This window comes from Streptomyces sp. NPDC013317, assembly GCF_055563155.1.
This window is the reverse complement of sequence record NZ_JBVHDX010000004.1, coordinates 67,576-88,375: the sequence shown is the minus strand read 5'-3', so window position 1 is coordinate 88,375 and position 20,800 is coordinate 67,576. Positions and strand designations below refer to the sequence as shown.

At 67.2% G+C, this 20,800-nt stretch carries 32 protein-coding genes; 2 read left to right on the top strand and 30 right to left on the bottom strand.

What is annotated here, in order from left to right; all coding sequences use genetic code 11:
• Positions 1 to 91 precede the first annotated feature (91 nt).
• The 29 genes from ACZ3IJ_RS13070 to rpsJ all read right to left on the bottom strand — a co-directional run bounded on the left by ACZ3IJ_RS13070 (position 92) and on the right by rpsJ (position 15,833).
• On the bottom strand, positions 92 to 1,114 hold the full coding sequence (locus ACZ3IJ_RS13070; protein WP_003966937.1) for a DNA-directed RNA polymerase subunit alpha: 1,023 nt from the start codon (positions 1,112 to 1,114) through the stop codon (positions 92 to 94).
• Positions 1,115 to 1,263: 149 nt separating this feature from the next.
• Positions 1,264 to 1,668: a 30S ribosomal protein S11 gene (rpsK, locus tag ACZ3IJ_RS13065; RefSeq protein WP_003956432.1), complete on the bottom strand. Its 405-nt coding sequence runs from the start codon at positions 1,666 to 1,668 to the stop codon at positions 1,264 to 1,266.
• 66 nt (positions 1,669 to 1,734) lie between these two features.
• Complete coding sequence (rpsM, locus tag ACZ3IJ_RS13060; RefSeq protein WP_005313488.1) at positions 1,735 to 2,115, bottom strand: 30S ribosomal protein S13; 381 nt, start codon at positions 2,113 to 2,115, stop codon at positions 1,735 to 1,737.
• Positions 2,116 to 2,300: 185 nt separating this feature from the next.
• Positions 2,301 to 2,414, bottom strand: coding sequence for a 50S ribosomal protein L36 (rpmJ, locus tag ACZ3IJ_RS13055; protein WP_003956441.1), 114 nt, complete (start codon positions 2,412 to 2,414; stop codon positions 2,301 to 2,303).
• A 62-nt stretch (positions 2,415 to 2,476) separates the two neighbouring features.
• Positions 2,477 to 2,698, bottom strand: coding sequence for a translation initiation factor IF-1 (gene infA, locus ACZ3IJ_RS13050; RefSeq protein ID WP_003956442.1), 222 nt, complete (start codon positions 2,696 to 2,698; stop codon positions 2,477 to 2,479).
• Positions 2,699 to 3,069: 371 nt separating this feature from the next.
• Positions 3,070 to 3,906 carry a type I methionyl aminopeptidase gene (map, locus tag ACZ3IJ_RS13045; protein WP_467467729.1) on the bottom strand — a complete coding sequence of 279 codons (837 nt, stop codon included), beginning with the start codon at positions 3,904 to 3,906 and terminating at the stop codon, positions 3,070 to 3,072.
• A 96-nt stretch (positions 3,907 to 4,002) separates the two neighbouring features.
• Positions 4,003 to 4,650: an adenylate kinase gene (locus tag ACZ3IJ_RS13040; protein ID WP_467467728.1), complete on the bottom strand. Its 648-nt coding sequence runs from the start codon at positions 4,648 to 4,650 to the stop codon at positions 4,003 to 4,005.
• On the bottom strand, positions 4,650 to 5,969 hold the full coding sequence (gene secY, locus ACZ3IJ_RS13035) for a preprotein translocase subunit SecY (protein ID WP_352188393.1): 1,320 nt from the start codon (positions 5,967 to 5,969) through the stop codon (positions 4,650 to 4,652). Before secY ends, ACZ3IJ_RS13040 begins: the two co-directional genes overlap by 1 nt.
• A gap of 213 nt (positions 5,970 to 6,182) precedes the next feature.
• Positions 6,183 to 6,638 (bottom strand): 50S ribosomal protein L15, encoded by a 456-nt coding sequence (gene rplO, locus ACZ3IJ_RS13030; RefSeq protein ID WP_361445400.1) that lies wholly within the window; start codon positions 6,636 to 6,638, stop codon positions 6,183 to 6,185.
• Position 6,639: 1 nt separating this feature from the next.
• On the bottom strand, positions 6,640 to 6,822 hold the full coding sequence (rpmD, locus tag ACZ3IJ_RS13025) for a 50S ribosomal protein L30 (protein WP_005313525.1): 183 nt from the start codon (positions 6,820 to 6,822) through the stop codon (positions 6,640 to 6,642).
• A complete protein-coding gene (rpsE, locus tag ACZ3IJ_RS13020; protein ID WP_015035588.1) occupies positions 6,822 to 7,424 on the bottom strand; it encodes a 30S ribosomal protein S5 in 603 nt (200 codons plus the stop codon). The genes rpmD and rpsE overlap by 1 nt, the downstream gene beginning before the upstream one ends.
• A 46-nt stretch (positions 7,425 to 7,470) precedes the next feature.
• On the bottom strand, positions 7,471 to 7,854 hold the full coding sequence (rplR, locus tag ACZ3IJ_RS13015) for a 50S ribosomal protein L18 (protein ID WP_352188391.1): 384 nt from the start codon (positions 7,852 to 7,854) through the stop codon (positions 7,471 to 7,473).
• Between the two features lie 3 nt (positions 7,855 to 7,857).
• On the bottom strand, positions 7,858 to 8,397 hold the full coding sequence (gene rplF / locus ACZ3IJ_RS13010) for a 50S ribosomal protein L6 (protein WP_467467727.1): 540 nt from the start codon (positions 8,395 to 8,397) through the stop codon (positions 7,858 to 7,860).
• Positions 8,398 to 8,418: 21 nt separating this feature from the next.
• Positions 8,419 to 8,817 carry a 30S ribosomal protein S8 gene (rpsH, locus tag ACZ3IJ_RS13005; RefSeq protein ID WP_158989430.1) on the bottom strand — a complete coding sequence of 133 codons (399 nt, stop codon included), beginning with the start codon at positions 8,815 to 8,817 and terminating at the stop codon, positions 8,419 to 8,421.
• A gap of 211 nt (positions 8,818 to 9,028) precedes the next feature.
• Complete coding sequence (locus ACZ3IJ_RS13000) at positions 9,029 to 9,214, bottom strand: type Z 30S ribosomal protein S14 (protein WP_003948630.1); 186 nt, start codon at positions 9,212 to 9,214, stop codon at positions 9,029 to 9,031.
• Between the two features lie 5 nt (positions 9,215 to 9,219).
• Positions 9,220 to 9,777: a 50S ribosomal protein L5 gene (rplE, locus tag ACZ3IJ_RS12995; protein WP_260229393.1), complete on the bottom strand. Its 558-nt coding sequence runs from the start codon at positions 9,775 to 9,777 to the stop codon at positions 9,220 to 9,222.
• Entirely contained in the window at positions 9,777 to 10,088 is a 312-nt protein-coding gene (rplX, locus tag ACZ3IJ_RS12990; RefSeq protein ID WP_015035583.1) for a 50S ribosomal protein L24, read from the bottom strand. Before rplX ends, rplE begins: the two co-directional genes overlap by 1 nt.
• Before the next feature lie 2 nt (positions 10,089 to 10,090).
• Positions 10,091 to 10,459 carry a 50S ribosomal protein L14 gene (gene rplN, locus ACZ3IJ_RS12985; protein WP_003956455.1) on the bottom strand — a complete coding sequence of 123 codons (369 nt, stop codon included), beginning with the start codon at positions 10,457 to 10,459 and terminating at the stop codon, positions 10,091 to 10,093.
• A 103-nt stretch (positions 10,460 to 10,562) separates the two neighbouring features.
• Complete coding sequence (rpsQ, locus tag ACZ3IJ_RS12980; RefSeq protein WP_352188389.1) at positions 10,563 to 10,844, bottom strand: 30S ribosomal protein S17; 282 nt, start codon at positions 10,842 to 10,844, stop codon at positions 10,563 to 10,565.
• The gene (gene rpmC, locus ACZ3IJ_RS12975) at positions 10,844 to 11,068 is read right to left on the bottom strand and encodes a 50S ribosomal protein L29 (protein WP_361445390.1); all 225 of its coding nucleotides are present in this window, start codon (positions 11,066 to 11,068) and stop codon (positions 10,844 to 10,846) included. The genes rpsQ and rpmC overlap by 1 nt, the downstream gene beginning before the upstream one ends.
• Positions 11,068 to 11,487, bottom strand: coding sequence for a 50S ribosomal protein L16 (gene rplP / locus ACZ3IJ_RS12970; protein ID WP_015035580.1), 420 nt, complete (start codon positions 11,485 to 11,487; stop codon positions 11,068 to 11,070). Before rplP ends, rpmC begins: the two co-directional genes overlap by 1 nt.
• Positions 11,488 to 11,492: 5 nt before the next feature.
• On the bottom strand, positions 11,493 to 12,329 hold the full coding sequence (gene rpsC / locus ACZ3IJ_RS12965; protein ID WP_260229395.1) for a 30S ribosomal protein S3: 837 nt from the start codon (positions 12,327 to 12,329) through the stop codon (positions 11,493 to 11,495).
• On the bottom strand, positions 12,329 to 12,676 hold the full coding sequence (gene rplV, locus ACZ3IJ_RS12960; RefSeq protein WP_041662774.1) for a 50S ribosomal protein L22: 348 nt from the start codon (positions 12,674 to 12,676) through the stop codon (positions 12,329 to 12,331). Before rplV ends, rpsC begins: the two co-directional genes overlap by 1 nt.
• A 42-nt stretch (positions 12,677 to 12,718) precedes the next feature.
• The gene (gene rpsS / locus ACZ3IJ_RS12955) at positions 12,719 to 13,000 is read right to left on the bottom strand and encodes a 30S ribosomal protein S19 (protein ID WP_019888752.1); all 282 of its coding nucleotides are present in this window, start codon (positions 12,998 to 13,000) and stop codon (positions 12,719 to 12,721) included.
• Between the two features lie 12 nt (positions 13,001 to 13,012).
• Entirely contained in the window at positions 13,013 to 13,849 is an 837-nt protein-coding gene (rplB, locus tag ACZ3IJ_RS12950) for a 50S ribosomal protein L2 (protein ID WP_046908246.1), read from the bottom strand.
• 39 nt (positions 13,850 to 13,888) lie between these two features.
• On the bottom strand, positions 13,889 to 14,212 hold the full coding sequence (gene rplW / locus ACZ3IJ_RS12945) for a 50S ribosomal protein L23 (RefSeq protein WP_352188385.1): 324 nt from the start codon (positions 14,210 to 14,212) through the stop codon (positions 13,889 to 13,891).
• Complete coding sequence (rplD, locus tag ACZ3IJ_RS12940; protein ID WP_352188384.1) at positions 14,212 to 14,862, bottom strand: 50S ribosomal protein L4; 651 nt, start codon at positions 14,860 to 14,862, stop codon at positions 14,212 to 14,214. Before rplD ends, rplW begins: the two co-directional genes overlap by 1 nt.
• A gap of 4 nt (positions 14,863 to 14,866) precedes the next feature.
• Positions 14,867 to 15,511, bottom strand: a complete 645-nt coding sequence (rplC, locus tag ACZ3IJ_RS12935) for a 50S ribosomal protein L3 (protein ID WP_361965481.1) — start codon at positions 15,509 to 15,511, stop codon at positions 14,867 to 14,869.
• A gap of 13 nt (positions 15,512 to 15,524) precedes the next feature.
• Positions 15,525 to 15,833, bottom strand: a complete 309-nt coding sequence (gene rpsJ, locus ACZ3IJ_RS12930; protein WP_003948644.1) for a 30S ribosomal protein S10 — start codon at positions 15,831 to 15,833, stop codon at positions 15,525 to 15,527.
• Positions 15,834 to 16,320: 487 nt separating this feature from the next.
• Between rpsJ and ACZ3IJ_RS12925 the strand changes: the two genes are divergently transcribed.
• Both ACZ3IJ_RS12925 and ACZ3IJ_RS12920 read left to right on the top strand, forming a co-directional pair.
• On the top strand, positions 16,321 to 17,139 hold the full coding sequence (locus ACZ3IJ_RS12925; RefSeq protein WP_467467726.1) for an RNA repair domain-containing protein: 819 nt from the start codon (positions 16,321 to 16,323) through the stop codon (positions 17,137 to 17,139).
• 168 nt (positions 17,140 to 17,307) lie between these two features.
• Entirely contained in the window at positions 17,308 to 19,362 is a 2,055-nt protein-coding gene (locus ACZ3IJ_RS12920) for a PIG-L family deacetylase (protein WP_467467725.1), read from the top strand.
• A gap of 149 nt (positions 19,363 to 19,511) precedes the next feature.
• Here the strand turns inward: ACZ3IJ_RS12920 and tuf are convergent, their stop codons facing one another.
• Positions 19,512 to 20,705 carry an elongation factor Tu gene (gene tuf, locus ACZ3IJ_RS12915; protein WP_147980746.1) on the bottom strand — a complete coding sequence of 398 codons (1,194 nt, stop codon included), beginning with the start codon at positions 20,703 to 20,705 and terminating at the stop codon, positions 19,512 to 19,514.
• Positions 20,706 to 20,800: the final 95 nt, after the last annotated feature.

The window sequence follows — 20,800 nt, the reverse complement described above, 5'->3', positions numbered from 1 at the left end:
TCGGAGACCCCGCGCCCCGGAGGGACGCGGGGAACTGCGGATCAGCCGAAGCGGACCCGCAGCAAGAACGAGACCTGTCGGCCCCGAGCTCTCAGTACTGCTCGGTCTCGACGAAGCCCGCGTCCGCGTCGTCGTCGGCGCCGAAGGCGTCGGCGGCGGCGGTCGGGTCGAATCCGGGCGGGCTGTCCTTGAGGGCCAGGCCCATGCCGGCCAGCTTCGCCTTGACCTCGTCGATCGACTTCGCACCGAAGTTGCGGATGTCGAGCAGGTCGGCCTCGGAGCGCGCCACGAGCTCACCCACGGAGTGGATGCCCTCACGCTTGAGGCAGTTGTACGAACGAACGGTGAGCTCGAGCTCCTCGATCGGCAGCGCCAGGTCGGCGGCGAGGGCGGCGTCCGTCGGGGACGGGCCCATGTCGATGCCCTCGGCGTCGATGTTGAGCTCGCGCGCCAGACCGAACAGCTCGACCAGCGTCTTACCAGCGGACGCCATGGCGTCACGCGGCCGCATGGCCTGCTTGGTCTCGACGTCGACGATCAGCTTGTCGAAGTCGGTGCGCTGCTCGACACGGGTCGCCTCGACCTTGTACGTGACCTTGAGCACCGGCGAGTAGATGGAGTCGACCGGGATACGGCCGATCTCCTGGCCCACCTGCTTGTTCTGTACGGCGGAGACGTAGCCGCGACCGCGCTCGACGGTCAGCTCCATCTCCAGCTTGCCCTTGCCGTTGAGCGTGGCGAGCACCAGGTCGGGGTTGTGCACCTCGACACCGGCCGGCGGGGCGATGTCAGCAGCGGTGACCAGGCCGGGACCCTGCTTGCGCAGGTACATCACGACCGGCTCGTCGTGCTCCGAGGAGACGACCAGCTGCTTGATGTTCAGGATGAGGTCGGTGACGTCCTCCTTGACGCCCGGCACGGTGGTGAACTCGTGCAGGACACCGTCGATGCGGATGGACGTGACGGCCGCACCCGGGATCGAGGAGAGGAGCGTACGGCGGAGGCTGTTGCCGAGCGTGTAGCCGAAGCCCGGCTCCAGGGGCTCGATGACGAACCGCGAGCGGAACTCGTCGACGACCTCTTCGGTCAGCGAGGGACGCTGAGCGATCAGCATGGTGTGTGTTCCTTCATTCGTGGACGCCCACTATTTGACGCCCGACGGGTACTGCTCGTACTGCAAGGGTACGGGCGGCACGCCTCCGAAGAGGCGTACCGCCCAACCCTCAAACCAACCGTCGCCGGTCGTACATCGGACGCGGAGCGTCAGACGCGACGACGCTTCGGCGGACGGCAGCCGTTGTGCGGCGTGGGGGTGACGTCCTGGATCGAACCGACCTCGAGGCCCGTGGCCTGGAGGGAGCGGATCGCGGTCTCACGGCCGGAGCCGGGACCCTTGACGAAGACGTCGACCTTGCGCATGCCGTGCTCCTGCGCGCGGCGAGCGGCCGACTCGGCGGCCATCTGCGCGGCGAACGGGGTGGACTTGCGCGAGCCCTTGAAGCCGACGTGGCCGGCGGAGGCCCAGGAGATCACGTTGCCCGAGGGGTCCGTGATCGAGACGATCGTGTTGTTGAACGTGCTCTTGATGTGCGCGTGGCCGTGAGCGACGTTCTTCTTTTCCTTGCGGCGCACCTTCTTGGCAGCGCCCTGACGACCCTTGGGGGGCATCTATAACTCCTACGGGAGGTGGTCGGTCCTACAGCGAAGACCGCTTGGTCAAGCGTCCGCTGAGGACTACTTCTTGCCCGGCTTCTTCTTACCGGCGATGGCGCGACGCGGGCCCTTACGGGTACGGGCGTTCGTGCTGGTGCGCTGACCGTGCACGGGCAGGCCACGACGGTGGCGGATGCCCTGGTAGCACTGGATCTCGATCTTGCGACGGATGTCGCCCTGGATCTCGCGGCGGAGGTCACCCTCGGTCTGGAGGTTGGCGTCCACGTACTCGCGGATCTTGACCAGGTCCTCTTCGGCCAGGTCACGAACGCGGGTGTTCGGGTTCACGCCGGTGGAGGCGAGGATCTCCTTGGACCGGGTACGCCCGATACCGAAGACGTAGGTGAGTGCGATCTCCACACGCTTTTCGCGCGGGATGTCAACACCGGAAACGCGTGCCATTCAATGGCTCCTGTGTGTTCGGGGGTCTTCCGCAAAGCCGCTCCCGACCGCCGTATGAGGTACGAATCGGGTCCCCGGCCCCCGCCGGAGGTGCCGCCGACCCTTGCGGGCTGGGCGGGCTCTGCGTATGTACGTATTGCTTGCGTCGCGCGAAGAACTGCGGGGTGCAGGTCGGTCGGCGTGCGTCAGCCCTGGCGCTGCTTGTGGCGCAGGTTGTCGCAGATGACCATGACCCGGCCGTGACGGCGGATCACCTTGCACTTGTCGCAGATCTTCTTGACGCTCGGCTTGACCTTCATGGGATGTGAGGTTCTCCGGGTCAGTGCCACCACCCGCGGCGGAGCCGGGGTGCGGGCAAGATCTACTTGTACCGGTAGACGATCCGGCCACGCGTCAGGTCGTACGGAGAGAGCTCCACGACGACCCGGTCGTCCGGAAGGATTCGGATGTAGTGCATCCGCATCTTGCCGGAGATGTGCGCGAGGACCTTGTGACCGTTCTGGAGCTCCACCTTGAACATGGCGTTCGGGAGGGACTCGATCACGGTGCCCTCGATTTCGATGGCACCTTGCTTCTTGGCCACGCTTCGCCTTTCGAATCGGCTACCTTGATCGACTCTCGATCCGTGTGCGGACACACGGGTACACGAGAGCCGACGCATCAGTCTACGTCAGGGCCCTGGAAAAGACGAATCCGGGAAGTCTGCCCACAGGAGAAGATCCTTACGCAACCGACCACGCCGCGCCCACGCCCCCGGTGTCCGGGCGAAGCCGGTCCCGGACCCCGAGCGCTACGCCAGCGGGTCAGGCGCCGCCACCACGCCCAGCTCCGCCGGCTTCGCCCTGCCGCCGACCCGATCCCCGACGCAGCCCTCGCGGACTCGGCGCCCGGGGGCGCCTCACATGCTTCGGGCCGCTGCGGCGGACTCCGTCCACCGGTCCCGGACCCCGGGCGCTACGCCAGCGGGTCAGGCGCCGCCACCACGCCCAGCTCCGCCAGCTTCGCCCTGCCGCCGTCCGGGGAGGTGAGGACCAGGGGGCCTTCCTCGGTGAGGGCCACCGAGTGCTCCCAGTGGGAGGACCAGGTGCCGTCCGTGGAGACGACCGTCCAGTCGTCCTTCAGGACCTCCGTGTGCGGCGTGCCGAGCGAGACCATCGGCTCGATCGCCAGGCAGAACCCGGGCACCAGCTTCGGGCCCTTCCCGCGCTTGCGGGAGACGTAGTTCAGCAGGTGCGGGTCCATGTGCATCTCGGTGCCGATGCCGTGGCCGCCGTAGTCCTCGACGATGCCGTACTTGCCGCCGCCCGGCTTCGGCTGGCGGCGGATGTACGTCTCGATCGCCCGCGACACGTCCACCAGCCGGTTGCCGTTCTTCATCGCGGCGATGCCGGCCCACATCGACTCCTCCGTCACCCGCGAGAGCTCGATCAGCTCCGGAGCGTGGCCCGAGCCCACGAACGCCGTGTACGCCGCGTCGCCGTGCCAGCCGTCGACGATCGCGCCGGCGTCGATCGAGATGATGTCGCCGTCCTTGAGGACGGTCTTCTCGTCCGGGATGCCGTGGACCACGACCTCGTTCACCGACGTGCAGATCGTCGCGGGGAAGCCGCCGTACCCGAGGAAGTTCGACTTCGCGCCGTGGTCCGCGATCACCTTCCGCGCGACCTCGTCCAGGTCCTTCGTCGTGGCGCCCGGCACGGCCGCCTCACGCGTGGCCGCGTGGATGGCGGCGACGACCAGCCCCGCCTCGCGCATCTTCGCGATCTGCTCGGGGGTCTTGATCTGCACCATCGTGACGGGGGCCTTTCCTACGAGTACACGGGACAGAACAACGATACGGCCGCGGCGCCCCCGAGGGGCACCGCGGCCGTGTCGAACGAACCAGGGTCACTTCTTGAGCGCGGCCATCGCCTTCGCGGTGACCTCGTTCACCTTGCCGAGCGCCGAGATCGTCACGACCAGGTTCTGCGCCCGGTAGTAGTCGATGATCGGCTCGGTCTGCGTGTGGTAGACCTCCAGGCGCTTGCGGACCGTCTCCTCGGAGTCGTCCGCGCGCTGGTACAGCTCGCCGCCACACTCGTCGCAGACGCCCTCGGCCTTCGGCGCGTTGTACTCCACGTGGAAGACGTGCGCGCTGTCGTTGCGGCAGATGCGGCGGCCCGCGATCCGCTTCACGACCTCGTCCTCGGGGACCTCCAGGTCCAGCACCGCGTCGAGCTGCATGTCCTCGGCCTTCAGGACCACGTCCAGAGCCTCGGCCTGAGCCACGTTGCGGGGGAACCCGTCCAGCAGGAAGCCGTTGACGGCGTCCGGCTGCTCCATCCGGTCCTTGGCCATCCCGATGGTCACCTCGTCGGGCACCAGGTCGCCGGCGTCCATGAACGCCTTGGCCTTGAGACCCAGCTCCGTGCCCTGCGAGATGTTGGCCCGGAACAGGTCGCCCGTGGAGATGTGCGGAATGTCCAGGTTCTTGGCAAGGAACGCAGCCTGCGTACCCTTGCCGGCCCCGGGCGGTCCGACGAGGACGATTCGCATCAGCGGAGGAACCCTTCGTAATTGCGCTGCTGGAGCTGGCTCTCGATCTGCTTCACGGTCTCCAGCCCCACACCCACGATGATGAGGATGCTCGTCCCACCGAAGGGGAAGTTGGCATTGGCACCGCCGAAGCCTGCCAACGCCATCGTCGGCACAAGAGCGATCAGACCCAGATACAGCGAGCCCGGCCAAGTGATCCGGTTGAGCACGTAGCTCAGATACTCGGCAGTAGGTCGACCAGCCCGGATACCCGGGATGAAGCCACCATACTTCTTCATGTTGTCCGCGACTTCCTCGGGGTTGAACGAGATCGCCACGTAGAAGAAGGCGAAGAACACGATCAGGAGGAAGTACGTAGCGATGTAGTAGGGGTGGTCACCCTTGACGAAGTGGGCTTCGATCCAGGTCTTCCACCCTGCGGTGGAGTTCGAGAACTGCGCGATCAAGGCCGGGATGTAGAGCAGCGACGAGGCGAAGATGACAGGAATCACACCTGCCTGGTTCACCTTGAGAGGGATATAAGTGGACGTTCCGCCGTAGGACCTGCGGCCGATCATCCGCTTCGCGTACTGCACCGGGATGCGGCGCTGGGCCTGCTCGACGAAGACGACCAGGGCCACCATCACGAAACCGATCAGGATGACGGTGCCGAACTCGATCCAGCCCTTGGCGAGCTTGCCGCTCTCCTTGATGGCCCACAGGGCGCCCGGGAAGCCGGCGGCGATCGAGATGAACATCAGGATCGACATGCCGTTACCGATGCCGCGGTCGGTGATGAGCTCACCGAGCCACATGACGACGGCGGTACCGGCGGTCATCGTGATGACCATGGTGGCGGTGACGAAGATCGACTGGTCGGGGACGACCTGGTTGGCCACCGTGCAGCCGCTGAAGAGCGCGCCGGTGCGGGCCGTGGCCACGAGACCGGTGCCCTGGAGGATGGCGAGCGCGATCGTCAGATAACGCGTGTACTGCGTGATCTTGGCCGTGCCCGACTGACCCTCCTTCTTGAGGGCCTCGAGGCGCGGGATCACGACGGTCAGCAGCTGCAGGATGATGCTCGCCGTGATGTACGGCATGATGCCGAGCGCGAAGATGGTGATCTGCAGCAGCGCCCCGCCGCTGAACATGTTCACCAGGCCGAACAGGGAGTTGTTGCCCTGGCTCGCCTGGTCCACACACTGCTGTACGGCCTGGTAGCTGACACCGGGGACGGGGATGTGCGCCCCGAGCCGGTACAGCACGATGATGCCGAGCGTGAAGAGCAGCTTCTTGCGCAGGTCGGGCGTCTTGAACGCCCGGGCGAACGCGGTGAGCACGGTGCCTCCTGCGACCCCCGCGCCATGCGCATGAGGTGACGGTCTTGAGGTTCGACGAATAGGTAACGGTCGTGAAATCCGTGTGGGCATACCGCACGGAGCCTAGACAGTGCACGCCACCTTACCGGCGACCATGCCCCCCTAGGAACGACCAACCGGGGATGCCCCTTTTGGGAGGCATCCCCGGTTGGATGTTCAAGCCATCGAGTCGTCTCAGACGAGCTCGGTGACGGTGCCGCCGGCGGCGGCGATCTTCTCCTTGGCGGAGCCGGAGACGGCGTCGACCGTCACCTGCAGCGCCACGGAGACCTCGCCGGCGCCGAGCACCTTGACGAGCTGGTTCTTACGAACCGCACCCTTGGCGACCAGATCGGCCACCGTGACCTCGCCACCCTGCGGGTAGAGCGCGGCCAGCTTGTCCAGGTTGACAACCTGGTACTCGGTGCGGAACGGGTTCTTGAAGCCCTTGAGCTTCGGGAGACGCATGTGGAGGGGCATCTGCCCACCCTCGAAGCGCTCCGGAACCTGGTAACGGGCCTTGGTGCCCTTCGTACCACGACCGGCCGTCTTACCCTTCGACGCCTCACCACGACCCACACGGGTCTTGGCGGTCTTGGCGCCCGGGGCGGGACGGAGGTTGTGGACCTTCAGCGGGTTGTTCTCCGCCATGTCAGTCGACCTCCTCGACCGTCACGAGGTGGCGGACGGTGTGCACCATTCCGCGGAACTCGGGGCGGTCCTCCTTGACGACCACGTCGTTCAGGCGCTTGAGCCCGAGCGAACGCAGGGTGTCGCGGTGGTTCTGCTTGCTGCCGATGTACGACTTCGTCTGCGTGATCTTGAGGCGAGCCATTACGCACCCGCTCCCGCACGCGCACGAAGCAGAGCCGCGGGGGCGACGTCCTCGAGGGGCAGACCACGGCGAGCCGCGATCTCCTCGGGGCGCTGCAGACCCTTCAGGGCCTCCACGGTCGCGTGCACGATGTTGATCGCGTTGTCGGAGCCGAGCGACTTCGACAGGATGTCGTGAACGCCGGCGCACTCGAGCACGGCACGCACCGGGCCACCGGCGATAACACCGGTACCGGGGGAAGCCGGCTTGAGCAGGACGACGCCCGCGGCCTTCTCGCCCTGGATCGGGTGAGGAATGGTGCCCTGGATGCGCGGAACCTTGAAGAAGTTCTTCTTGGCTTCCTCGACACCCTTGGCGATGGCCGCGGGAACTTCCTTGGCCTTGCCGTAACCGACACCTACGGTGCCGTCACCGTCACCCACCACGACCAGCGCGGTGAAGGAGAAACGACGACCACCCTTGACAACCTTGGCGACGCGGTTGATCGCGACAACGCGCTCAACGTACGCGGTCTTCTCGGCGGCAGCGCCACCGTCGCGGCCCTTCCGGTCCCGCCGCTCGCCGCCACCGGCACCGCTTCCGCGGCGCTGGGGTCCAGCCATTGGATTTACCTCTCTCTGTTACGTCCGTTAGTCCCGGAACCGGGGCTTAGAACTTCAGCCCGGCTTCGCGGGCGGCGTCAGCCAGAGCGGCAATGCGCCCGGCGTACCTGTTGCCACCACGGTCGAACACGACAGCCTCGACGCCGGCGGCCTTGGCGCGCTCGGCGACGAGAGCGCCGACCTGCTTGGCCTGCGACGACTTGTCACCCTCGCCACCACGGATCGACGCGTCCAGGTTCGACGCGGACGCAAGGGTGTGGCCCTTGAGGTCGTCGATGACCTGAGCGGTGATACCGCGGTTCGAACGCGTCACGACGAGGCGCGGACGCTCCGCCGTACCCGACACGTTCTTGCGGATGCGGATGTGACGGCGGGCCTTGGCCGCACGCTTGTAAGCGTCGCCCTTGGCGATCTTCACACCGTATGCCATGGCTTACTTACCAGCCTTTCCGACCTTGCGGCGGATGACCTCGCCGGCGTACTTGACGCCCTTGGCCTTGTACGGGTCGGGCTTCCGCAGCTTGCGGATGTTCGCCGCGACCTCGCCGACCTTCTGCTTGTCGATGCCCTCGACCGAGAACTTGGTCGGCGACTCGACCTTGAAGGAGATGCCCTCGGGCGCCTCCACCAGGATCGGGTGGCTGTAGCCGAGCTGGAACTCCAGGTTGGAGCCCTTCGCGGCAACGCGGTAACCGACACCGCTGATCTCGAGCGCCTTCACGTAACCCTGGGTCACACCGGTGATCATGTTGGCCACCAGCGTGCGGGACAGGCCGTGGAGGGCCTTGTTCTGACGCTCGTCGTTCGGACGGGTGACGTTGAGAACGCCGTCCTCGCCCCTAACGATCTCGATCGGCGCGGCAACGGTGTGGGTCAGGGTGCCCTTGGAACCCTTGACCGTGACCGAGCGGCCCTCGATGGTGACGTCCACGCCGGCGGGAACCTGGATAGGCAGCTTGCCAATACGCGACATTAGCTATTCCTCCGTTCCCGACTACCAGACGTAGGCGAGGACTTCCCCACCTACGCCCTTCTTGCCTGCCTGCTGGCCGGTCAGGAGACCGTGGGACGTGGAGATGATCGCCACGCCCAGGCCACCGAGAACCTTCGGCAGGTTGGTGGACTTCGCGTAAACCCGGAGGCCCGGCTTCGAGATCCGCTTGATGCCCGCGATGGAGCGCTCACGGTTCGGACCGAACTTGAGCTCGAGGACGAGGTTCTTGCCGACCTCGGCGTCCTCGACCTTCCAGCCCGTGATGAAGCCCTCCTGCTGGAGGATTTCCGCGATGTGAGACTTGATCTTGCTGTGCGGCATCGACACGGAGTCGTGGTACGCCGAGTTCGCGTTACGCAGACGCGTGAGCATGTCTGCGATGGGATCAGTCATGGTCATGAATTGGCCTTCGGCCTCTCTCGCCGGGGTTTCCTGTATGCGCCATCCCTCTCCCCACACAGGGGCGGGACGGGTGCGGCGCGGGGACCTACGGCGTAGTAAGTCGTACGGGCGGCGGACGCCCAACCCTCCTAGCCTAAGCCATGGAGGGGTGGGCCTCCGCCAACCCTCTGCTTACCGAGAGACTCCGGTTATCCCGTGATTACGGGGATTACCAGGAGCTCTTGGTCACGCCCGGCAGCTCGCCACGGTGAGCCATCTCACGAAGGCACACGCGGCACAGGCCGAACTTGCGGTACACGGAGTGGGGACGACCACAGCGCTGGCAGCGCGTGTAGCCACGCACGCCGAACTTGGGCTTGCGGGCAGCCTTCGCGATGAGAGCCTTCTTCGCCATCTCGCTTACGCCTCCTTGAACGGGAAGCCGAGGTGACGGAGAAGGGCACGGCCCTCAGCGTCGTTGGTCGCCGTGGTCACCACGGTGATGTCCATACCCCGGACACGGTCGATCTTGTCCTGGTCGATCTCGTGGAACATGACCTGCTCCGTGAGACCGAAGGTGTAGTTGCCACGCCCGTCGAACTGCTTGGGGGACAGACCACGGAAGTCGCGGATGCGCGGAAGCGCGAGCGACAGGGTGCGGTCCAGGAACTCCCACATGCGGTCGCCACGGAGGGTGACGTGCGCACCGATCGGCTGACCCTCACGCAGCTTGAACTGCGCGATGGACTTGCGGGCCTTGGTGACGGCCGGCTTCTGACCGGTGATCGTGGTGAGGTCGCGGATGGCGCCCTCGATCAGCTTGGAGTCGCGGGCGGCGTCGCCCACACCCATGTTGACCACGACCTTGACGAGGCCGGGGATCTGCATGACGTTCTCGTACGAGAACTCCTCACGCAGCTTGCCCGCGATCTCCTCGCGGTACTTCGTCTTGAGACGCGGAGTGGTGGTGGTAGCCATCAGATGTCCTCACCCGTCCGCTTGGCAACGCGGATCTTGTTGCCCTCGTCGTCGAAGCGGTAACCGACGCGCGTGACGACCTTCTTGCCGTCCTTCTCAACGACCAGCTGGACGTTGGAGACGTGGACCGGCGCCTCGGTCGTGACGATGCCACCGGCCTGCGAGGGGCCGGCCTTGGTGTGCTTCTTGACCCGGTTGACACCCTCGACGAGGACGCGGTTCTCGCGGGGGAAGGCCGTGATGACCTTGCCCTGCTTGCCCTTGTCCTTACCGGTGATGACCTGGACCAGGTCGCCCTTCTTGATCTTCATGCTTACAGCACCTCCGGCGCGAGCGAGATGATCTTCATGAACTTCTTCTCGCGCAGCTCACGGCCCACCGGGCCGAAGATACGGGTGCCGCGAGGGTCGCCGTCGTTCTTGAGAATGACAGCGGCGTTCTCGTCGAAGCGGATGTACGAGCCGTCCTGGCGGCGGCGCTCCTTGACGGTGCGAACGATGACCGCCTTGACGACGTCACCCTTCTTCACGTTGCCACCGGGGATCGCGTCCTTGACGGTGGCGACGATGACGTCACCGATGCCCGCGTAGCGGCGACCGGAACCACCGAGAACACGGATGCAAAGGATCTCCTTGGCACCAGTGTTGTCGGCGACACGCAGTCGCGACTCCTGCTGGATCACGTCTATCTCCTGATTGTCTGCCGGTTCCCGGCAGGGGCTTCCCTCGCGGGAGGCCCCTGCCGAGCCTGGCGGAACGAACTCGAAGGGTTACCCCTTCAAGTGCTTACTTGGCCTTCTCGAGGATCTCGACGACGCGCCAGTGCTTCGTCGACGACAGCTTCCGGGTCTCCATCAGGAGGACGCGGTCGCCGACGCCGGCAGCGTTCTGCTCGTCGTGAGCCTTGAGCTTGTTCGTACGGCGGATGACCTTGCCGTACAGCGCGTGCTTGACGCGGTCCTCGACGGCGACGACGACGGTCTTGTCCATCTTGTCGCTGACGACCAGGCCCTCGCGGACCTTGCGAGCGTTGCGCTCGGTCTTCTCAGTCACATTGCTCTCGCTCATCAGGCGTTCTCCACCGTCTCGATGCCCAGCTCGCGCTCTCGCATCAGGGTGTAGATCCGGGCGATGTCCTTACGGACGGACTTGAGCCGACCGTGGTTCTCGAGCTGGCCCGTCGCCGCCTGGAAGCGGAGGTTGAACAGCTCTTCCTTGGCCTCGCGGAGCTTGGCGACAAGCTCCTCGTTGCCCAGCTCGCGCAGCTCGGACGCCTTGGTACCGGCGGTCATCACAGCTCACCTGCTTCGCGCTTAACGATCTTGCACTTCATCGGCAGCTTGTGGGCCGCACGGGTCAGGGCCTCGCGCGCGATCTTCTCGTTCGGGTAGGACAGCTCGAACATCACCCGACCGGGCTTGACGTTCGCGATCCACCACTCCGGCGAACCCTTACCGGAACCCATGCGGGTCTCGGCAGGCTTCTTCGTCAGCGGGCGGTCCGGGTAGATGTTGATCCAGACCTTGCCGCCACGCTTGATGTGGCGGGTCATCGCGATACGAGCCGCCTCGATCTGGCGGTTGGTCACGTACGCCGGAGTGAGGGCCTGAATGCCGTACTCGCCGAACGCAACCTGCGTACCACCCTTGGACATACCGCTGCGCTTCGGGTGGTGCTGCTTGCGGTGCTTGACCCTACGGGGGATCAGCATTTCGGTCAGGCCTCCGTTCCGGTGCTCTCAGCAGCCGGAGCGGCGGCGGGAGCGTCGGCCTTGGGGGCCTCGGCAGCCTGAGCCTGCTGCGGCTTGCGACCGCGACCGCCACGCTCGCCACCGCGACCACCGCGGCCACCGGCCGGACGGTCACCGGCGCCACGGGCCGGGCGGTTACCCGCACGGGCCGCTGCGTTCTCGGCGCGGACCTCGGCGATGTTCTTGACATCGCCCTTGTAGATCCAGACCTTCACGCCGATGCGGCCGAAGGTCGTCTTGGCCTCGAAGAAGCCGTAGTCGACGTTCGCGCGGAGGGTGTGCAGGGGCACACGGCCCTCGCGGTAGAACTCCGAGCGGGACATCTCGGCGCCGCCGAGGCGACCGCCGCACTGGATCTTGATGCCCTTGGCGCCGGCCTTCATCGTGCCCTGCATGCTCTTACGCATGGCGCGACGGAAGGAGACGCGGGAGGAGAGCTGCTCGGCAACGGCCTGAGCAACCAGCTGAGCGTCCATCTCGGGGTTCTTGACCTCGAGGATGTTCAGCTGGACCTGCTTGCCCGTGAGCTTCTCGAGGTCGCCGCGGATGCGGTCGGCCTCGGCGCCACGGCGGCCGATGACGATGCCCGGACGAGCGGTGTGGATGTCCACCCGCACGCGGTCACGGGTGCGCTCGATCTCAACCTTCGAGATGCCGGCGCGCTCCATGCCGGACGTCATCATCCGACGGATGGCGACGTCTTCCTTGACGTAGTCCTTGTACAGCTTGTCGGCGTACCAGCGGGACTTGAAGTCCGTGGTGATGCCGAGCCGGAACCCATGCGGGTTAACCTTCTGGCCCATTACCGGGTTCCTTCCTTGCTGCTGACGACCACGGTGATGTGGCTGGTCCGCTTACGGATCCGGTAGGCACGGCCCTGGGCACGCGGACGGAACCGCTTCAGGGTCGGGCCCTCATCCACGAACGCCTCGCTGATGTACAGCGAAGAGGCGTCACTGTGGTCGTAGTTGTGCGCGGCGTTGGCGATGGCGCTGTCCAGCACCTTGCCGACCGGCACGCTCGCGGCCTGCGGGGCGAAACGCAGGACCGCCTGAGCCTCCGTGGCATCCATGCCACGGATAAGGTCCACCACACGGCGGGCCTTCATGGGCGTAACGCGGATGTACCGCGCCTGGGCCCTGGCTTCCATGGTTGTCCTTCCAGTGTCTGTCATGGTCATTCCACCCCGCTACTAGCGGCGCTTCGACTTCCGGTCGTCCTTCACGTGACCCCGGAAGGTGCGCGTCGGCGAGAACTCGCCGAGCTTGTGGCCGACCATCGACTCGGTGACAAACACCGGAATGTGGGTCTTGCCGTTGTGCACCGCGATCGTGTGGCCGAGCATGGCCGGGATGATCATCGAGCGACGGGACCAGGTCTTGATGACGTTCTTGGTGCCGGCTTCGTTCTGGGCGTCCACCTTCTTTACGAGGTGGTCGTCGACGAAGGGCCCCTTCTTGAGACTGCGCGGCATCTAAACCCGCTCCTAGCGCTTCTTGTTCGTCTTGCGGCGGCGGACGATGTACTTGTTCGAAGCCTTCTTCGGCGAACGAGTACGACCCTCCTTCTGACCCCACGGGGAGACCGGGTGGCGACCACCGGAGGTCTTGCCCTCACCACCACCGTGCGGGTGGTCGACCGGGTTCATCGCCACACCGCGAACGGTCGGGCGAACGCCCAGCCAGCGCTTGCGGCCGGCCTTACCCCAGTTGATGTTCGACTGCTCGGCGTTGCCGACCTCACCAATGGTGGCGCGGCAGCGGGCGTCGACGAGACGGATCTCGCCGGACGGCATACGAAGGTGGGCCATCGTGCCCTCCTTCGCCAGCAGCTGCACGGAGGCACCCGCGGAACGGGCGAACTTGGCGCCACCGCCGGGACGGAGCTCGATCGCGTGGATCGTGGTACCGACCGGGATGTTGCGGAGGGCCAGGTTGTTGCCGGGCTTGATGTCGGCCGTGGGGCCGTTCTCAACCCGGTCGCCCTGCGAGAGACCGCGCGGGGCGATGATGTAGCGCTTCTCGCCGTCCGCGTAGTGGAGCAGCGCGATGCGAGCGGTGCGGTTCGGGTCGTACTCGATGTGAGCGACCTTGGCCGGCACGCCGTCCTTGTCGTGACGACGGAAGTCGATCACGCGGTAGGCGCGCTTGTGGCCACCGCCCTGGTGACGGACGGTCACACGACCGGTGTTGTTACGGCCACCCTTGCTGTGCAGCGGGCGGACCAGCGACTTCTCCGGCGTGGACCGCGTGATCTCGACGAAGTCGGCTACGGAGGAGCCACGACGGCCCGGCGTAGTCGGCTTGTACTTGCGGATTCCCATTTCTCAGTCCTCGTCCGATTCCGGACGACTCGACCGCCGTCAGGCGGTCGGGCCGCCGAAGATGTCGATACGGTTGCCCTCGGCAAGGGTCACGATGGCGCGCTTGGTGTTGGCGCGCTTGCCGAAACCGGTGCGGGTGCGCTTGCGCTTGCCCTGACGGTTGATCGTGTTGACCCCGGTGACCTTGACCGAGAAGACCGCCTCGACGGCCTGCTTGATCTGGGTCTTGTTGGCGCCGGGCGCAACGATGAACGTGTACTTGTTCTCGTCGAGCAGCGCGTAGCTCTTCTCGGAAACAACCGGCTTGACGAGGATGTCACGCGGGTCCGTGAAGGTCTTGCTGGTGATCGTGGCCTCGGACATCAGGCCTCGCTCCCTTCGTTGTCAGCGGCCTTGGGGCCAGACACGAAGGACTCGAGGGCGGCCTGGGTGAAGACCACGTCGTCGGATCGCATCACGTCGTACGTGTTCAGCTGGCCCGGCTCCAGGATGTGGACCTGGGGCAGGTTGCGGGCGGACAGCCACGCGGCCTCGTCGGAGCGCTCGACGACCAGGAGCAGGTTCTTGCGCTCCGAGATCTTGCCGAACAGCGTCTTGGCGGCCTTGGTGGAGATGCCACCCTCGACCACGCCGGAGACGACGTGGATGCGGGAGTGGGTCGCCCGGTCGGAGAGGGCACCGCGGAGGGCGGCGGCCTTCATCTTCTTGGGGGTCCGCTGCGAGTAGTCACGCGGCACGGGACCGTGCACGACGCCACCACCGGCGAACTGCGGGGCGCGGGTCGAACCCTGACGGGCGCGGCCGGTGCCCTTCTGGCGGTACGGCTTCTTGCCACCACCGCGGACCTCGCCACGCGTCTTGACCTTGTGCGTGCCCTGACGGGCGGCGGCCAGCTGCGCGACGACGACCTGGTGGATCAGCGGGATGCTGACCTTGGCCTCGAAGATCTCGGCCGGGAGCTCGACGGTCCCGGTCTTGTCGCCGGAGGGCGACAGAATGTCAATGGTGCTCATATCCTCAGGCCCCCTTGGCCGCGGTGCGGACCAGGACGAGGCCGCCGTTCGGACCAGGAACCGCACCCTTGATCAGGAGCAGGCCCTTCTCCGCGTCAACGGCGTGAACGGTCAGGTTCTGGGTGGTCACGCGCTCGTTACCCATGCGGCCGGCCATGCGCATGCCCTTGAAGACACGGCCCGGGGTGGCGCAGCCACCGATCGAACCGGGCTTGCGGTGCACGCGGTGGGCACCGTGGGAGGCCTTGCCACCACGGAAGTTGTGGCGCTTCATGACACCGGCGAAGCCCTTGCCCTTGCTCTTACCGGTGACGTCGACCTTCACACCGGCCTCGAAGACCTCGGCGGTGATCTCCTGGCCGAGCGTGTACTCGGAGGCGTCAGCGGTGCGGAGCTCCACAAGGTGACGGCGCGGGGTGACGTCGGCCTTGGCGAAGTGACCCTTGAGGGGCTTGTTCACCTTGCGCGGGTCGATCTCGCCGAAGGCGATCTGGACCGACTCGTAGCCGTCGATGTCGTTCGTACGCACCTGGGTCACGACATTGGGGCCGGCCTTGACGACGGTCACCGGGACAACCCGGTTGTTCTCGTCCCAGACCTGCGTCATGCCGAGCTTCTCGCCCAGGATGCCCTTGATGTTCTTAGCCATCTCGCGCGTCACCTCAGAGCTTGATCTCGATGTCGACGCCCGCCGGCAGGTCGAGACGCATCAGCGAGTCAACCGTCTTCGGCGTGGGGTCGAGGATGTCGATGAGGCGCTTGTGCGTGCGCATCTCGAAGTGCTCGCGCGAGTCCTTGTACTTGTGCGGCGACTTGATGACGCAGTACACGTTCTTCTCAGTGGGCAGCGGCACCGGGCCCGCGACCGACGCACCAGTGCGCGTCACCGTCTCGACGATCTTCTTCGCCGAGGAGTCGATGACCTCGTGGTCGTAGGCCTTGAGCCGGATGCGGATCTTCTGTCCCGCCATGGCTACTCAGTAGTCCTGTCTCGTAGTAACGCTCTGGACTCGGGGGCTCTCATGACTCCGCCTCCGACCCACGCGGTCGGGCGTGTCGCACTCCCTCTACGCAGAAATCCCGAAGGATTTCCCAACCAAGGGGGTGCGGTCACCATGACCGCGAGTCGGGGGCGGAACACCCACCGAGTGCCTGGTCGGCGCCCCGCTGACACTTCCCGGAAGATTCCCGTACGTCCGCTCCTGAGAAGGGGCGACGAGTACTGTGGGACTCGCTTCCGGTCCTCCCGACGGGAGGCGTGCAGCATCGGCACTCAACCGAGCAACCCCGACAGTCTGCCATACGGGACACGGACCTGGCCAATCGAGCCGGAGAGAATACCCCGGACGTGACCCAAGTCAAACGCCGACCCTCCGAGCCCCCGCTCAGCGCGGCCCGGACGTCCGCCGCCGCGGCCGCCTGACGACTGAGACGCCGCTGCCGGGGCAGTCGCCGGGCGTGCACACCAGTGACGAGATCTACCACCGTGTGCTGTGGGATCCCCGGTTCGATCCCGAGCGGTTCGTGATGGGCATCGCGGAGCGCGGGGCCGATCCCGCGCGGATCGACCTGCCCGACTTCGTACCGGGAGGGGAGATCCCCTGGCACCGCGTGATCTTCTTCGAGGCCGACGGAGAGCTGGTCTGGGACCGCGCGACGGGCGTGGACCGGCTCGACGAGACCGTGGCGGCCGAGGCGCCCCCCGCCGCGCCCCGGGAGGTCCTCGCCGTGCCCTCGACGAACCGGACCGCCGTGGCCTGGATCCCTCCCCGCCGGCTCTGGCCGGCGATCCAGCACATCCGCCGCGCCCACGACCGCCAGATCCACCGCTGGCCTCCGCACGTCAACGTCCTCTTCGGCTTCGTCCCGGAGGCCGACTTCGAGCGGGCGGTGCCGCTGGTGACGGAGGCGCTGAGCGAGACCCCGCCCTTCCGGGCCCGCCTGGAGGGCGTCCACTGGTTCGGCCACCGCGAGGACGCCACCGTCTGGCTCGACCCCTGCGCGGCGGGTGAAGCGCCGTGGGCCCGCCTGCGGTATGCCCTGGAGGCCCGGTTCCCCCTGTGCGGCGGGCAGGCCAGGGGCTTCACCCCACACCTCTCCCTGGGCCGCAGCCAGGACCCCCACACCCTCGCCACCACGTCCGAGGCCCTCCTCGGCTCCACGACCGCCCGGGTCGCCGAACTGGTCCTGCTCTCGCGCCGCGAGGACGGCCCGATGCGGGTGAGAACGACGGTGGCTCTGGGAACGGGCGAGGCAAGGGCGGAACGGGACGCGTGACGCAGCGGCTCCCGCACGTACCCCCGTACGAAGTCCGCACGTCCGCGCAACCCCCGTCGGCCGAACTCCGTCTAGCCAGTCGCGGATTCGGCTCCGACCAGGCCCTCCGTCGTCACAGGGGTGGTCAGGCACCGGCGTGGACCGGTGCGGGGTACGGGGGACGTTGCGGTGGACGACATATCCAGGGCCGGCCTCTTCGGTGTGCCCGGGCGGCGGACTGTACTCGCGGGCGCCGCCGCCTTCGGTGCGACCGCGATCGCCGGGTGTTCCGTGCCCGCCCCGCGCCGTGGCGAGGCCGCCGCCGACCCCGCGCCCGGGGTCCCGATCGCCAGTACGCGGCGGGCACAGCTCATGCAGTTCGCCGCGCACCCGGACGACGACCTGTTCTTCATGAACCCCGACACCCAGCGGCTGCTCGACGCCGGTGTCCCGCTGGTCTCCGTCTACGTCACCGCCGGTGAGCACAAGGGCGTCAACCGGATCGACGGCATGCCCGAGGCCCCGCCGGACCGGTCCGCGTACTCCTCCTCGCGCCACCAGGGTCTGCGCCAGGCGTACGCGACCCTCCTCGGGCTCGACAGGTTCGTACCGTGGCAGAAGGGCGTCGCCACCCTCCGCGGCGGGCGCCATGCCGAGATCAACACGCTCGCGCACGGCGGACGCCGCGTCGAGCTGATCTTCATCAACCTGCCCGAGCACGCCCCGCGGCACTTCACCGCCCTGCCCGCCCTCTGGCACGACCGGGCGCTCGAACTCCGTACGCACCTCTCCACCGGCTCCCCCGTCGACCGGTCCGACCCCTACGACCACGACCAGCTGGTCGACGTCCTCGTCGGGCTCCTCGACCGCTACCGGCCGACCGTCGTGCACACCCTCGACCCGGACCCCGACATCCAGGTCAGCAACGAGGCCACCCGCCGGCGCGACAGCGAGCAGCCCGGCTACTCCGACCACGGCGACCACACCGCCGTCGCCTGCTTCACCTGGGCCGCGCTGATCCGCTGGGTCGCCGAGGCGCAGAAGGGGCCGGGGACGATACCCGCGTTCGTCGTGACCTCGTTCCGCGGCTACTACAACCGCCACTGGCCCAAGAACCTCCCCCCGCAGCTCCTCGAGGAGAAGGCCGGCCACCTCTTCCAGTACGGCGGCGATCCGGGCTGGGAGTGCGGCAACCCCTCCGGCTGCGGCGACTACGGCGTGGGCGGCGGCCGGCCCCTCACCAACCGCAAGGGCTGGGTCAGGTCCACGCACCACCGCTGGCCGGACGCCGGTCCCGCGATCGGCGCGCGGCCCGACGGGCGGCTCGACGCGTTCGGGGTGCTCGGACTGCGGGCCGTCCGCTGGCGGGAGACGGAGAAGGACTCGGGCCTGTGGGGCGAGCCGGAGGACCTCGGCGGCGGGCCGCTCGCGCCGGCGCTCGGCTCGGCCACCCTGCCTGACGGCAGGACTCTGCTCTTCGGCGTGCGGTTCGCCGCGTTCGGCGGCCGCGGCGGTCCCAACAAGCGGGAGGTCGTCCTGCTGGAGCAGCGCTCCCCCGGCGGTCCGTTCCTCGCCTGGCGGGGCCTCGGCAATCCGGAACGGAGCGACGACCGCGGCCGTCGGATCGGTGTGCCGGTGGCCGTGACCACCCCCGACGGCCGGGTCCATCTCTTCGTACGGAACGCGGACAAAGGTGTGTCGACGCGCGTCCGCGGCGCGGACGGGTCCTGGTCCCCGTGGCGGACGCTCCCCGGCACCGAGGAGATCCAGGACGGTCTGGACGCCGTGGTCGACGCCGGGGGCCGCGTCCACGTCCTCGCCGCCGGGCGCGAGTCCGTCCTGCACTGGGTCGACTCCGCCCCGGCCGCACCGCTCCCCCTGTCGGGCGACCCGGTCGCCGCCGTACCGTCCCGGGGCCGCACCGGTGTCGACGTGTACTACCGAAGGCCCGCCGCCAGGCAGCTACTCTCGCCGGGGCGGGGGAACGTGTCCTTCGACGGGTACGGCTCCGTGACCGCGGCGGCCGACGCGCGGGGGCCGGTCCTTCTCGGCCGGGACCTGCGCGGCCGGATCCAGCTGCGTCGGGACGACCGGCTTTTCACCCGTACGAGCGGAACGGCGGCCGTCCAGGCGGCGGCCCTGCGGCTGACCCCGGGCGGACCGGTCGCCGTCGGCCTGGGCGCGGACGCCCACCCGTGGGTGTGGCGGCCGACGAAGAGGTCCGCACTCGCCGAGAGCGAATAGCACGGGTCACCACCGCGGCGAGCTCCCCACGCCGGGAGAAGCCCAGCCGCCCGGCACGACGAAAAGGGCCCCCGCCCCGCCGCGAACGGCGGGCCGGGGGCCCTTTCATGACGCTCCGTCAGGAGCGGCACAGGTCAGACGATCGACAATTACTTGTTGATCTTGACGACCTGGCCGGCGCCCACGGTCCGGCCACCCTCACGGATGGCGAACTTCAGGCCCTCCTCCATGGCGACGGGCTGGATCAGCTCGACGGTCATGGAGGTGTTGTCGCCCGGCATGACCATCTCGGTGCCCTCGGGGAGGGTCACGACGCCGGTCACGTCCGTGGTACGGAAGTAGAACTGCGGGCGGTAGTTGTTGAAGAACGGGGTGTGACGGCCACCCTCGTCCTTCGACAGGATGTAGGCCTGGGCCTCGAAGCTCGTGTGCGGCGTGACCGAACCCGGCTTGATGATGACCTGGCCGCGCTCGACGTCCTCGCGCTTGATGCCACGGAGGAGCAGACCGACGTTCTCACCGGCCTGGCCCTCGTCGAGCAGCTTGCGGAACATCTCGATGCCGGTGACCGTGGTGGTGACCTTCTCGGTCTTGATACCGACGATGTCGACGGTCTCGTTGACCTTGAGGACACCACGCTCGATACGACCGGTGACGACGGTGCCACGACCGGTGATCGTGAAGACGTCCTCGATCGGCATCAGGAACGGCTTGTCGACGTCGCGCTCGGGCTGCGGGATCGCCTCGTCGACGGCGGCCATCAGGTTCAGGACCGACTGGCCCCACTCCTTGTCGCCCTCGAGCGCCTTGAGCGCCGAGACCTTGACGACCGGCAGGTCGTCGCCCGGGAACTCGTACTCGGAGAGGAGCTCACGGACCTCGAGCTCGACGAGCTCCAGGATCTCCTCGTCGTCCACCATGTCGGCCTTGTTCAGGGCGACGACGATGTACGGAACGCCGACCTGGCGGGCCAGGAGCACGTGCTCCTTGGTCTGCGGCATCGGGCCGTCGGTGGCGGCGACCACGAGGATGGCGCCGTCCATCTGCGCCGCACCCGTGATCATGTTCTTGATGTAGTCCGCGTGACCGGGGCAGTCGACGTGGGCGTAGTGACGCGACTCGGTCTGGTACTCGACGTGCGCGATGGAGATGGTGATACCGCGCTGGCGCTCCTCAGGAGCCTTGTCGATCTGGTCGAAGGCCGAGGCCTCGTTCAGGTCCGGGTACGCGTCGTGCAGCACCTTGGTAATGGCGGCCGTGAGGGTCGTCTTACCGTGGTCAATGTGACCGATGGTGCCGATGTTGACGTGCGGCTTAGTCCGCTCGAACTTCGCCTTCGCCACTGGGGTCCTCCTGGAGTGGTTCTGAACGCCTTGCTTCATCGGCGCCAGGTGATCTTTGCTGGGATGCCATCCGCCGGGGCCCGATCCCTCGGGTT